The sequence below is a fragment of the Frankia sp. AgB32 genome (genome assembly GCF_023243045.1).
Lineage (GTDB): Bacteria > Actinomycetota > Actinomycetes > Frankiales > Frankiaceae > Frankia.
In genome coordinates this window covers 17,204-30,227 of sequence record NZ_JALKFX010000014.1, presented here as the reverse complement: position 1 = coordinate 30,227, position 13,024 = coordinate 17,204, and the positions used below count along the sequence as shown (strand labels likewise).

Annotated in this window: 11 protein-coding genes; 4 read left to right on the top strand and 7 right to left on the bottom strand. The window is 73.2% G+C overall.

Annotated elements, in window-relative coordinates:
• Nucleotides 1-106: 106 nt before the first annotated feature.
• The 7 genes from ccsB to hemL all read right to left on the bottom strand — a co-directional run bounded on the left by ccsB (nt 107) and on the right by hemL (nt 7,873).
• On the bottom strand, nt 107-1,258 hold the full coding sequence (gene ccsB, locus MXD60_RS06610; RefSeq protein WP_248818081.1) for a c-type cytochrome biogenesis protein CcsB: 1,152 nt from the start codon (nt 1,256-1,258) through the stop codon (nt 107-109).
• Complete coding sequence (resB, locus tag MXD60_RS06605; RefSeq protein WP_518467473.1) at nt 1,258-3,222, bottom strand: cytochrome c biogenesis protein ResB; 1,965 nt, start codon at nt 3,220-3,222, stop codon at nt 1,258-1,260. The genes ccsB and resB overlap by 1 nt, the downstream gene beginning before the upstream one ends.
• Nucleotides 3,219-4,148 carry a cytochrome c biogenesis CcdA family protein gene (locus MXD60_RS06600; protein ID WP_248818080.1) on the bottom strand — a complete coding sequence of 310 codons (930 nt, stop codon included), beginning with the start codon at nt 4,146-4,148 and terminating at the stop codon, nt 3,219-3,221. The genes resB and MXD60_RS06600 overlap by 4 nt, the downstream gene beginning before the upstream one ends.
• A complete protein-coding gene (locus tag MXD60_RS06595) occupies nt 4,145-4,702 on the bottom strand; it encodes a TlpA family protein disulfide reductase (protein WP_248818079.1) in 558 nt (185 codons plus the stop codon). Before MXD60_RS06595 ends, MXD60_RS06600 begins: the two co-directional genes overlap by 4 nt.
• 290 nt (nt 4,703-4,992) lie before the next feature.
• Nucleotides 4,993-5,820 (bottom strand): class I SAM-dependent methyltransferase, encoded by an 828-nt coding sequence (locus MXD60_RS06590; RefSeq protein WP_248818078.1) that lies wholly within the window; start codon nt 5,818-5,820, stop codon nt 4,993-4,995.
• A gap of 44 nt (nt 5,821-5,864) precedes the next feature.
• Nucleotides 5,865-6,518: a histidine phosphatase family protein gene (locus MXD60_RS06585; RefSeq protein ID WP_248818077.1), complete on the bottom strand. Its 654-nt coding sequence runs from the start codon at nt 6,516-6,518 to the stop codon at nt 5,865-5,867.
• Nucleotides 6,515-7,873, bottom strand: a complete 1,359-nt coding sequence (hemL, locus tag MXD60_RS06580) for a glutamate-1-semialdehyde 2,1-aminomutase (protein ID WP_248818076.1) — start codon at nt 7,871-7,873, stop codon at nt 6,515-6,517. Before hemL ends, MXD60_RS06585 begins: the two co-directional genes overlap by 4 nt.
• Before the next feature lie 502 nt (nt 7,874-8,375).
• On the opposite strand from hemL, the gene MXD60_RS06575 reads away from it, so the two are divergent.
• The 4 genes from MXD60_RS06575 (at nt 8,376) to MXD60_RS06560 (ending at nt 13,012) form a co-directional block, all read left to right on the top strand.
• Complete coding sequence (locus MXD60_RS06575) at nt 8,376-9,158, top strand: PadR family transcriptional regulator (protein ID WP_248818075.1); 783 nt, start codon at nt 8,376-8,378, stop codon at nt 9,156-9,158.
• A gap of 230 nt (nt 9,159-9,388) precedes the next feature.
• The gene (locus tag MXD60_RS06570) at nt 9,389-10,492 is read left to right on the top strand and encodes an efflux ABC transporter ATPase subunit, DrrA-related (protein WP_248818074.1); all 1,104 of its coding nucleotides are present in this window, start codon (nt 9,389-9,391) and stop codon (nt 10,490-10,492) included.
• Nucleotides 10,489-11,301, top strand: coding sequence for an ABC transporter permease (locus tag MXD60_RS06565; RefSeq protein WP_248818073.1), 813 nt, complete (start codon nt 10,489-10,491; stop codon nt 11,299-11,301). Before MXD60_RS06570 ends, MXD60_RS06565 begins: the two co-directional genes overlap by 4 nt.
• Before the next feature lie 196 nt (nt 11,302-11,497).
• Complete coding sequence (locus MXD60_RS06560) at nt 11,498-13,012, top strand: methionine--tRNA ligase (RefSeq protein WP_248818072.1); 1,515 nt, start codon at nt 11,498-11,500, stop codon at nt 13,010-13,012.
• Nucleotides 13,013-13,024 lie beyond the last annotated feature (12 nt).

The following is a 13,024-nucleotide window of genomic DNA, read 5'->3' as shown; positions in this document are numbered from 1 at the left end:
GCCCCCCCCCCCCCCCGGGCCCCCCCCCCCCCCCGGCCCCGCCGGCGCGGGGCGGGGGCGGCGCCGACTGACTCAGACGCCGGTGTGACTCAGACGCCGGTGTGACTCAGACGCCGGCGTAGGAGTGCAGGCCCGTGATGACGAGGTTCACCACGTAGTAGTCGACGAACAGCGCCGCGAAGGCGAACAGCGAGATGGCCGCCGCCCGCCGGCCCCGCCAGCCGGCCGTGGCCCGCGCGTGCAGGTAGGCCGCGTAGCAGACCCAGGTGATGAACGACCAGGTCTCCTTGGGGTCCCAGCCCCAGTAGCGGCCCCACGCCGCTTCCGCCCAGATCGCGCCGGCGATGATGGCGAACGTCCAGATCGGGAACGCGAACGCGATGATCCGATAGGTGAGGGTGTCCAGCGCCGCCGACGACGGCAGGCGCATCACGATCCCGCCCCGGTTCTGCATCGCCCGACTTGCCTCCGCGCGCCCGGCGGCCACCTCGGCGAGTCGGCTCTCCCACCGTTCCTTGACCAGGAACAGCACGGTGGTCACGGCGGAGACGAGGAACACGCCGCTTGCCATGATCGCCCCGACCACGTGGATCTTGAGCCAGTACGAGTTCAGCGCCGGCACGAGCGGGCCGGGCGCCACGTAGAGAACCGTGCCGGCGAAACCGAGGTACAGCACGGTCGGCACCATGACGAACACGCCCAGCCAACGGACGTTGTGCCGGATCATCAGGCCGAGGAACGTCGTGACCGCGATCAGGCAGATCATCGACGAGTACTCGTACATGTTGCCCCAGGGCACCCGGTCCGCCGCGATCCCGCGGGTGACGACCGAGGACAGGTGCAGCGCCCAGCCGAGGACGGTGAGCCCCACGGCGATCCGCCCGACCCACCGGGCGCGGGCCGGCACATCGACGTCCCCGTCGTTGCCCGCGGCCAGGGTGTGCGCGGCCTGGTCCCGTCGGCGCGCCGCCTCGATCTCCCGGGCCCGGTCCGCCGCCGTCGGCACCGCCGGGTCCGCCTCCCCGCCCGCGCCGACGGCGGCGCCGGCGCCGACGAGCACCCCCGGCCGGTCGGCCGCCGCCCGGGCTGCGGGAACTTCCGCCGTCGCCTGCGCCGCCACCTCCGCGTCGGTCTGGCGCGTTCCCAGCCGGCTGAAGGCGAACTCGGCCGCGTAGCCGAGCATGGCGGCGGCGTAGGCCGCCATCCCGCAGCCAAACAGATGATCGGACAGGCTGGAGATGCCGTCGTTGACCGCCATCAGTGCTCCTGTTCGCTGGCATTCGACGTGGCATCACCAACTGGGGCGCCACGCGCTTCCGTGCTGTCCGGCGCCACCTCGGTGGCGCCGCCGTCCGGCGCCACCTCGGCAGCGTCCGGGACCAGGGTGGCTTCTCGGACCAGGGTGGTGAGCTGGCCCAGCTCGACCGCGAAGCCGTCGCCGTGCGACCGGGACAGCCCGCCGATCTCGACCACCGATCCGTCGCCGGTCGCGGCGGGCCGCGCCCGCACCCACACCCGGCGCCGGCGCACCCGCAGGCTGGCGATCAGTCCGACGATGATGAGCACCGCGAACAGCAACGCCTCCCGCTTGAACGGGTCGGACTTCACCTGGAACGTGGCGAACTCCGCGACGGAGTCCGCCTCCAGGCTCATCCCGCCGGGCAGCCCGGTGAGCGTGCGCTGGCGCGGGTTGGCCAGCGCCAGCACCTGCGCGGTGCGTCCGGCCCCGGCCGGGCCGGACAGGGAGATCTGCTTCATGTCCCTGGTGTCCACGGTGTAGACGTTCTGCGGCACGCCCTCGTCGAGGTGCAGGTTGCCGACGAAACCGGTGATCGTCAGCCCGGGGGCCGTCGCCGCCGGGAAGATCGAGACATAGCCGCGTGCCGGGTCGAGGTGCGTCGTCGGCGTGAACACGCCGCTGAAGGCGAGCTGCTGGGGTCGCCGCGGCGAGCCCGTCGGCGGCAGGCCGGTGTCCGGGATCTTGATCGTGCAGGTGGACGTGAACATCCCGTCACGCGGCGTGCAGGGCACGTTGCCCTGCCAGACGACGGTGCCCTTCACGTTGCGCAGGACGAAGTGCGGAGCGTAGCCATGCCCGATGAGGTAGATCTTGGTGTTGCCGATGACCAGCGGATGGTTGACCCGGATGGTCGCCGGACGCGTCGGCGCGTTCAGGTCGTCGGAGTAGGCGACGTCGGCACGGAAGTCCCTCGGCTCGCCGTTCGGCTCGTAGGACGCCTGGAAGCGGTTGAGCGTCAGGGAGAACGGGCGAAGCTTCGCGGCGTCGACGAGCTTGCCGCCGCTGAACTGGTCGTAGGAGATGACCGTGTTCGCGAACCCGTCGCCGTTCACGACGAGAGTGGTTCCCGAGTACCCGAACCAGGATCCGAAGCCGACCGCCGCGAGCAGCCCGACCAGGGCGACGTGGAAGAGCAGGTTGCCGGTCTCCCGCAGGTAGCCCTTCTCGGCCGCGACGGAGTGGTCGGGCGACCCGTCCGGGCGGCGCGCGCCCGGCGCGGCCACGCTCGCCCGGAACCGCCGCCCGCGCAGCGCGGCGCGGGCCGCGACCAGGGCCTCGGCGGGTGGCAGGGAGCTGGTCCACGAACTGCCGCCGGGCAGCCGACCCGGCCGCGCGGGCGCCTTCGGCGGCGCGGTGAACAGGGCTCGCGCATGCCAGCGGATCCGCGAGGACAGGCAGCCGATCAGCGAGATGAACAGCAGCAGGTAGATCGCCGCGAACCAGGGCGAGCTGAACACGTCGAAACCGGAGAACCGGTCCAGCAGCGGCCCGAGCGTCGGATGGGCGGCGAGGTACTGCTCCACCCGCATCGGGTTGATGTTGCGCTGCGGCAGCAGCGAACCCGGCACCGCGGCGAGCGCGAGCAGGAACAGCAGCAACAACGCCGTGCGCATGCTGGTGAGCTGCCGCCAGGATCTGATGACGAGAGCCAGCGCCCGGCGTCGACCGGAACCGGTTGCGGCGTTCCCCGCCGCAACCGGCCTGGCGCCGTCGGCGGGTTGCGGCGCACCGCCGGGCCGCTCGGGCGGCGCGAACGCGTCCGGGGCGACCGCGGCGCGCCCGTCGGCGTGCCCGTCGGGCAACCGGCGCGCGGCCGAGGCGTCCGGGTCGAACCCGACCGCCTCCTGGTCCGGTCCGTCCGGTCCGTCCGGTCCGTCCGGCCGCTGCGCGGCGGTACTGGTGGATCGGGTTGGCGAGGTCACAGCGGCGTCTCCGAGAAGCCGGGGGTGTAAGGCCGCAGGTGGGCGATCAGATCAGCCCACTCCCCGGTGAGTTGCAGAAGCCCCACCGCGACGAGCAGCGCACCGCCCGCCAGGGACAGTGCGCGGGCATGCCGCCGGAGCAGGCGAAGGGCGCCGACAGCACGTCGGAAGGCGAGCCCGACGACGAGGAACGGCAGCCCGAGCCCAAGGCAGTAGGCGGCGGACAGGAACGCCCCGCGCCCGGCCGTCGCGCTCGTCACCGCCAGCCCCAGCACCGCCGACAGCGTCGGGCCGAGGCAGGGCGTCCAGCCCAGGCCGAACAGCACGCCGAGCACGGGTGCGCCCAGCAGCCCGGGACGCGGCATCCGGTGGAAGCGCCACTCCCGGTTCGCCCAGGACATCCGCGAGAAGACTCCGGCGAAGGCGAGGCCCATCACGATGGTGACGGCGCCGAGCACCTGGCTGACGCCGACCTGGTGGCGGTTCAGCCACTGGCCGAGCCCGCCGAACGCCGCGCCGTAGGAGACGAACACCAGCGTGAAACCGAGCACGAACAGGCCCGTGCCAGCCGCCACCCGGCCACCGACCCGCAGCCGCTGCAACCGCGGCGCGAGGCCCGCGAACCGATCGGTCGCGCCGACTCCCCCGCCGCCGGTCACCCCGACGACGGCTGCGCCCCCGACACCCGCACCCACCCCGACGGTGACCGGCCGGGCGGCGCCCGTCGCGAACGCGGCCCCGGCGTCCGCCGGTCGGTCCCGTCCCTGGTCCTGTAGTTCCTCGCCGGACAGTCCCGTGACGAAGCTCAGATAGCCGGGGACCAGGGGCAGCACACAGGGAGACAGGAACGACAACAGCCCGGCGGCGGCGGCGACCGGTGCGGCCAGCAGAACCGGCCCATCAGTGACAAGCCCGACCGCACTCACGTCTCGGCCCGCAGCCGGGTCAGCACCGGGCTCACGTCCTCGGGCAGCACGCCCCCGGTGAACCGGGCGGCGATCCGCCCCTGCGGGTCGAGCACGATGGTCGACGGCAGGCCCAGGGCCACCGGCCAGCCCGCTGCCAGCGTGCCCAGCCGGTCGACGATGCTCGGATAGGGGGTGCCGGCGTCGCGGGCGAAGGCCTTGGCGCTGGACACGGAGTCCTTCTCGTTGACGCCCAGGAAGGCCACCTGCGGGTTGGCCTTGGCGAGCTTCGCCAGGCCCGGAGACTCCGCCCGGCAGGGGGCGCACCACGAGGCCCAGAAGTTGAGAACGACGATCTTCCCGCGATAGGCGGCGACGCTGATCGCCTCGCCGTCGAGGTTCTGGCCGGACAACGAGGGCGCCGCGTGCCGTTTGCCGGCGGGCACGAAGTCCTTCCCGGCGGCCTGCTGGACGAAGCCGTAGCCGTCTCCGCCGGTCGCGTCGGCCGCGTTGCCGCTGGTGGAGCAGGCAGTCAGCGTCCCCGCGAGCGCCAGCACCAGCCCCAGCGCGAGCACCGCTGCCGGCCGGACGCCCCTTCGGGCACGATTCCTCCGCGGCGCGTCCGACCCGTCACCAGACGCGGACCGCCGTCCCTTCTTCGCCACGCCCTTCAGTATGTGCCCCGCCCCTTCCGCTCCCGGCACCCGTCTACGACCAACTGTAGAACTCAACTCAGCGTAGGCGCCGAGACCGGCAGGCGCGCGTGTGGTTCCCCACGCGCCCTCGGCCGTCGTCCGCGCCTACCGGGAGGTCACCGCCCCGCCCAGGTCGGCAGCGCGCAGCCCGGCAGGACGTGTCGTCGCGGTCACGGCGCGACCCGGATGGGCCGGTAGCGGCGAACCTGGAAGCACGCGGTCGCTGACACCTGGCCGGCGGCCCACCGCGCCTCGGCCCGGGCGCGCAGGTCGTCAGGGGCGAGGTGATGGCCGGTGGGGCCCATCATGGCCAGGTCGACGGTCTGCGCCACGGACAGTGCCAGGGGGACGTCGAGGCACTCGGTCGTCTCCGGCTCGAACCGGCTGGCGATCCGCTCGTCGAGCCGCTCACCCTTGTCCGGCTGGATGCCGACCAGGCCGAGCGGGCCGCGCAGCTCGGCGAGATGGCCCGGAGCCGGGGTGACGACCAGCAGCGTCCCGGCCGGGTGCAGCACCCGGTGCATCTCGGCCGGGTGGCGCGGGGCGAAGACGTCCAGCAGCACGTGCACGCTGTGGTCGGCGACGGGCCAGGCGGCCGCCGCGTCGAAGCCGACGGCGCCGATCCGGGGATGGGCCCGGGCCGCGCGGCGCAGCGCGTGGCGGGACACGTCGACCGCGATGCCGCCCGCGCCGGCGGGCAGGGCCGCCAGCACGCCGGCGAGGTGCTGGCCGGTACCGGCACCGATCTCCAGGACCGTCGGGGCCGGCTGGTCACCACTCGAGGCCGCGGCGAGCTCGCCCAGCCGGTCGGTGAGCGGGCGGTAGTGGCCCGCGCCGAGGAACGCCTCGCGCGCGGCGACCATCTCCGCGCCGTCCCCGGTGATCCGGCGCGCCCGTCCGGTTCGCAGGTTGAGGTAGCCGCCGCGACCAAGGTCGTAGCCGTGCCCGGCAGCGCAGCGCACCTGGCCGTCGGCCAGCCGCAGCGTCGCGGCGCACACCGGGCAGCGCAGTACCGGCAGCGCCGCCGCCAGGCCCGTGCCGGTCAGGCGCCGACCGAGCCGGGGGTGTTGCCGGTCGGGCCGTTGGGCTCGGCGTACTCGACTCCGGTGAGTCGCTCGCCCTGGTAGACCGCCGTGGTGACGCTCGCGAGGGCGCACTGGCGCCGGTCGGGGCGGTGCCACAGCCGCAGCCCTTCCAGCGCCCGGCGCGTCGTCCACACCGGGAGCTGGTGACTGACCAGCACCACGTGCCGACCGGGGTGGGCGTCGCGCCACTCGGCGACGGCGGCCAGCATCCGCTCGGCGATCTCGACGTAGGGCTCGCCCCAGGACGGTTCGAACGGGTTGACGAGCAACCGCCACATCCGGGGATAGCGCAGGACGGCCGGTCCGGCCTCGAAGGTGCGGCCCTCGAAGGCGTTGCGGCTCTCGATCAGGCGTGGATCGACGTCGATGGTCAGGCCGTGGGCGGCCGCGATCGGCGCGGCGGTCTGTTGGGCCCGGTCCAGGGGGCTCGCCACCACGGCCGCGACGTCCAGACCAGCGAGGAACTCCGCGGTGACCTTGGCCTGGTTCTGGCCCTTGTCGGACAGTCCGAAGCCGGGCAGTCGGCCATAGAGGACCTTGCCGGGGTTGAAGACCTCGCCGTGGCGGACCAGGTGGACCCTGGTCGGGCTGCCGCCCGCGGGGGCGCTCACGCGCGGCCTCCGCCCACTCCGGCGGCGGACGCCGGTTCGGGAACCGCCGCCGCGGCGCGGGCCGCGGCGGGCGCCGCGGCAGCGATGCGTTCCATCACCGCGTCGTCGTGGGCCGCGGAGACGAACCACGCCTCGAACGCCGACGGCGGCAGGTAGATCCCCGCGTCGAGCATGCTGTGGAAGAAGGCGGCGTACCGGGCGGTGTTCTGCTCCTGCGCGGCGGCGTAGTCGATCACGGCGGCGGCCTCGGTGAAGAAGAAGCTGAACAGCGAGCCGGCGCTGCTCGGCAGATGGGCCACGCCCTGCTCGGTGAGCGCGGTGGACACGATGCCGGCGACGTCGCCGGCCCGCGCGTCGACGGTGGCGTAGACCTCGTCGGTGCAGGCCCGCAGAGTGGCGAGACCCGCGGCGACCGCGATCGGGTTCCCGGACAGGGTGCCGGCCTGGTAGACGGGGCCGGCGGGCGCGAGCCTCGACATCACGTCGGCCCGGCCGCCGAACGCCGCCGCCGGCAGGCCGCCGCCCATCACCTTGCCGAAGGTGAACAGGTCGGGCGACCAGTCCTCGAGGGCACCCTCGATGCCCCACCAGCCGGCGCGGGAGATCCGGAAGCCGGTCATCACCTCGTCGAGGATGAGCAGCGCGCCGTGGATGTCACACAGCCGGCGCAGGCCGGCGTTGAAGCCGGGCAGCGGCGGGACGACCCCCATGTTGGCCGCGGCGGCCTCGGTGATGACGGCGGCGATCGTCTCGCCGCGCTCGGCGAACACCGCCTCCACGAGGGCGAGATCGTTGTAGGGCAGCACGATGGTGTCGGCCGTCGCGGCGCCGGTCACTCCGGGGGTGTCGGGCAGCCCCAGGGTGGCCACCCCGGAGCCGGCCGCGGCGAGCAGCGCGTCGACGTGCCCGTGATAGCAGCCGGCGAACTTGATGATGGTCGACCGGCCGGTGAAGCCACGGGCGAGACGCACCGCGCTCATCGTCGCCTCGGTGCCGGAGTTGACCAGCCGCACCTTCTCCACCGGCCCGACCCGCTCCACGATCAGCTCGGCGAGCTCGACCTCGCCGGCCGTCGGGGTGCCGAAGCTGGTGCCGGCCGACACCGCCCGGGTCACCGCCTCGACGACCGCGGGATGGGCGTGGCCGAGGATCATCGGCCCCCAGGAACAGACGAGGTCGACGTAGGTTCGGCCGTCCGCGTCGGTCAGGTAGGGGCCGTCGCCGGACACCATGAACCGCGGGCTGCCGCCGACCGCTCGGAAGGCACGGACCGGGGAGTTGACCCCGCCGGGAACTACACGCTCGGCGCGCCGGAACAGCTCCTCGGAGGCCGGCGCGGCGGAGGGAACCACCATGCCCCCGATCCTCGCAGGTCCGTCTCGCGTCCCGCGCTCCGCGTGGTCAGGCGCACGTCCGCCTCCGGGTGGCCGGCCCGTGCCGGCGGTGGGAGCCGGCGGTGGGAGCCGCCGGTGGGCGGGGGTTTGCCCCGGCCGCCCACCGGCGGCGGCATGTGCGCCGTTGCCCCACGGGGCTGCGAACCCGACAGCGGGCTGGACGGCGGAGCGTCATGAATATGTTGACCCGATACTGCCCGGCCCGCCCTCGCGGTGCCTCGCCGCCATCGGTTGATCGGCAGGCGGGACTGGCCTGGGGGAAGACCCCCACCTGGGGGTTCGCCGGACGGCGCGGGTCTTTTGCCATGGTGACGCGAGACACGCACCCGGTCGGGTGTGAGGATTCTCATCGCGATCATGGTTCTGCCGGTTCCTTGACGCTTTGTACCCGTGCCCGGATACTCGATGTCGAGTATCCGAGTGCCGTGTGGTGAGCGCCCGGCGCCGACGGGGAGGGTCGATCGTGGGTCGTCGCAAGGTGTCCAACCCGCTGGCCCTGGCCGTCCTGGCCCTGCTGAGCGAGCGACCGATGCACCCGTACGAGATGTCCTCGACGATGCGCGAGCGGAACAAGGAAAAGAGCATCAAGCTCAACTACGGCTCGTTGTACTCCGTGGTGGAGGCGCTGGTCCGGGCCGGATTCATCGTGGCGACCCACACGGTGCGCGAGGGCCGGCGGCCGGAGCGAACGATCTACGCGCTCACCGAGCCGGGTCGGGTCGAGCTCTACGACTGGATGGCGGAGCTGCTCTCCACGCCGATCAAGGAGCACACCCGGTTCGAGGCCGCGCTGACGCTGCTCCCCGTGCTCGCCCCGAGCGATGCGGTCCGCCTGCTGGCGGAGCGGCGCTCGCGGCTGGTGGCGGAGGTCGAGGCGGAGCACGCCACCCAGACCCTGGTCGAGCGCGAGGGCCTGCCGCAGCTGTTCAGCCTGGAGGCGGGCTACGTCCGAGCGCTGCGGCAGGCGGAGCTCGACTTCGTCGACGGGCTGCTCGAACAGATCCGCGCGCGGACCCTCGACGGCCTCGAGCTGTGGGAGCTCTTCCACGCCGAACCCGGCGACGCCGGCAACGCCGAGCGGCTCGCCGAGGTCCGCGAGCAGCTCGACGGCGGCCGGTGGGCCGAGGCGAACCCACAACTGCGCCGGGAGCTCGACCGGATGACCGCGAACCTGTCGGCACCGGCCCCGCGAGAGCTGCTGGACGGGCCCGCCACCCCGAGCCGCGTGGAGGGCCCGATGACGTAGTGCCGGACCGGTCTCCCGGGCAGGTGTTGGCGCACCCACCCGGGAGACCGGCTTTCAGCAGGCACCTGGCCGACGAGGGCCCGGCAACCTTCCGCACCGTCGACGATAGTCGGCGTCGGTCCCTCTCGGCTGGTGCGCGGACGTCCCCGTCCGCCCGACCACCACGCCGGTGGAACGTCCGCGCTCGCGGCCGTTCCACCGGCCGCCCCGAGAGGCCGAGAGGTCACGTCATGCCACCCACCTCGTCGTCCGCGATCCGTACGGTCGCCGACGAACCACCGAAGAGACTCTCCGCGAGCGGTTCCGCCGCGCCCGCCGTCGAGGCCCACGAGCTGGTCAAGACCTATCCGGGACGACGGGGTGCGCCACCCGTGCGCGCCCTGTCGGGAGCCGGGTTCACCGTGCCCGCCGGCACGGTGTTCGGACTACTGGGGCCGAACGGCGCCGGCAAGTCGACGACAGTGCGCATCCTGACCACGCTGACCAGCCCGGACGGCGGGCGGGCCAGCGTCGCCGGCTACGACGTGCGCCGCCAGGCCGGGCGGGTGCGCCGGGCCATCGGCGTGGTCACCCAGAAGTCCGGCGTGGACCCGGAGGCCACCGGCCGGGAGAACCTCGTGCTCCAGGCGTACCTGCACGGCCTGACCGGCCGGGCGGCGCGGTCGCGGGTCAGCGAGCTGCTCGACCAGTTCGACCTCGCCGCGCCCGCGGACCGGCTGGCGCGCACCTACTCGGGCGGGATGCTGCGCCGCCTCGACGTGGCGATCGGGCTGGTGCACCGCCCGGCGGTGCTCTTCCTCGACGAGCCGACCACCGGGCTCGACCCGCAGGCCCGCAGCGCCATGTGGGCGGAGATCTCCCGGCTCACCACCGAGGGACTGACGATCCTGCTGACCACCCACTACCTGGAGGAGGCCGACCGGCTCGCCGCCCGGGTGGCGCTGATCGAGGGCGGCCGGATCGTCGTCGAGGGCAGCCCGGACGGGTTGAAGAGCGAACTGCGCGGCGACGCCCTCGAGCTGGAGCTCGCCGGCGAGCTGGACGATTCCGGCGGACCCGGACCGGCCGCAGTCACCAGGCTGCGCGAACGGCTGCTGGCGCTCGACGCCGTCCACGAGGTGCGCGTGGTCGGCCGCCGGCTGCACGCCCGGGTCGCCGACGGCGCGGGAACCCTGCCGGCGGTGTTCGCGGCGGTCGGCGGGACGGGTCTGGCCGTCTCCTCCGCCACCGTCGCCCGCCCGTCCCTCGACGACGTCTATCTCCGCTATGTCGGCCACCGCTTCACCGCCGACACCGGTGCCGGCACCGGCACTGCCAGGGAGGCGGGACGATGACCGCTGAGCTCACCGCGACACCGGCGCCGGAGGCGTCGTTCGGCACCCAGTTCGGTGCCGTGCTCATGCGCCATCTTCGGCTGCTGGGCCGCCAGCCCGCCTACCTGTCGATCAGCCTGATGCAGGCGGTGATCTGGCTGCCGCTGTTCGGCTCGCTGTTCCGGCACGTGGCGGACGTCCCCGGATTCGACGGCGGGCGCTCGTACCTCGGCTACCTCACGCCGGGTGTGGTCGCGATGACGGCGCTCTTCACCTCGGGGTGGGCCGGAATGGGCTTCATCCAGGACATGGAGGGCGGGGTGATGGACCGGCTGCTGACCTCGCCGGCCCGGCGCGGTGCCCTGGTGGCCGGGCCGATCGCCTACCAGGCGGTTATGATCACCATCCAGACGGTGATCATCGTCGTGCTGGGCTGGGCGCTCGGTACCCACTTCCGGTCCGGGCCCGCCGGGGCACTGGTGCTGCTCGTCGCCGCGGTCCTGCTGGCAGCGTTCATCTCCGGACTTTCGATCACGCTCGCGCTGCTGGTGCGCAACGAGGAGTCGCTGATCGCCGCGTCGCAGTTCATCGTGCTGCCGCTGACGTTCCTGTCGTCCGCGATGATGCCCCGGGACCTGCTCCCGGGCTGGATCGCGACCGTGGCCCGCTACAACCCGGTGGACTGGGCCATCACCGCCGGTCGGGAGGCGCTCGGCGCGGACCCGGACTGGACGGCCGCCGGCTGGCGACTCGGCGCGCTGGCGGCGCTGGCCGTGGCGACGGGTGCGCTGGCCGCCCGAGCCTTCCGGACCTACCAGCGGTCGCTCTGATCTCGGGGACGTGCACCGCCGTCTGGCGCGGGTAGGATTTCCCTGTGTCGACGACACGGGTCACCGCCCAGACGGCGAGCCGCCGGATGATGCACATGCCATCCGGCCTTCTCCGCGCGTCCTGACAGACCACCGATGAGGCCCCGACGGAGCCTCGTCGACGAGGCAGCGGCCGGGGCGGAAGGATCCGAAACCGATGGGTCGCTACTTCGTGACGACGGCCATTCCGTACGTCAACGGCAAGCCGCACGTGGGGCACGCGCTGGAGCTGGTCGAGACGGACGCGTACGCCCGGCACCTGCGGGCACGCGGTGACGAGGTCCGGTTCCAGACCGGAACCGACGACAACGCGCTGAAGAACGTCCAGAGCGCCGAGGCCGAGGGCATCACCCCCGTCGAGTATGTCGACCGGGTCGCCGCCCGGTTCATCTCCCTGCGGGAGCCGCTCGGGCTGTCCTTCGACGACTTCATCAAGACCAGCACCGACCCTCGGCACCGGCCGGGGGTCGAGAAGCTGTGGGCGGCCTGCGCCGAGCGCGGCGACTTCTACCGCAAGAGCTATGCCGGCCTGTACTGCGTCGGCTGTGAGCTGTTCTACCAGCCCGACGAGCTCGTCGATGGTCGCTGCCCGGAGCACGGCACCGTCCCGGACCTGGTCGAGGAGAGCAACTGGTTCTTCCGGCTCAGCCGGTACCAGGACCAGTTGCGCGAACTGATCTCCACCGACCAGCTGCGGATCGAGCCGGCGACCCGCAAGCGCGAGGTGCTGTCGTTCATCGAGGCCGGGCTCGAGGACTTCAGCGCCTCGCGGAGCATGACCCGGGCCCGCGGCTGGGGCATCCCCGTGCCGGGCGACCCCGACCAGGTCATCTACGTCTGGTTCGACGCGCTCGGCAACTACATCACCGCGCCGGGCTACGGCAGCGACGATGCGACGTTCCAGCACTGGTGGAACGACAGCGACGCCCGCGTGCACGTCATCGGCAAGGGCATCATCCGTTTCCACGCCGTGTACTGGCCGGCGATGCTGCTCTCGGCCGGGGTGCGCCTGCCGGACACCATCTTCGTGCACGAGTACCTCACCGCCGACGGTGCCAAGATCTCCAAGTCGGCCGGCAACGCGGAGGACCCGGCGGACATCGTCGCCGCCTACAACACCGACGCTCTGCGCTGGTGGATGCTGCGCGACGTCGCCCGCAGCGGCGACACCGACTACACCACCGAGCGGCTGCTCACCCGGGCCAACGAGGACCTCGCCAACAACATCGGCAACCTGGTCAACCGGACGGTGTCGATGGTCCGGCGCTACCGGGACGGGCTGATCCCACCGGTCGCCGCGGACAACCCGGCGGCCGCGGCGCTGCGGGCGGTCCGCGAGCAGGCCGCGGCGACGATCGACGCGGCGTTCACCGCGTTCGACTTCCGCCGGGCCGCCGAGGTCATCACGGCGATCGGCAACGAGGGCAACCGCTACGTCGAGGCGGCGAAGCCCTGGGAGCTGGCGAAGGCCGAGCGCAAGGAGGACGCGCCTGCGGCGGCCCTCGACGCCGTGCTCGCCGAGCTGGTCGCGACCTGCCGTGACCTCGCGGCGCACCTGCTGCCGTTCCTGCCTGACGCGGCACCGCGCATCGCCGCCCAGTGCGGCGACGGCGGTGACCACGTCGCCGAGCCGACGCCGGTCTTTCCCCGGCTGGAAGCGCCCGCGAGCTGAGCGACACGCGGC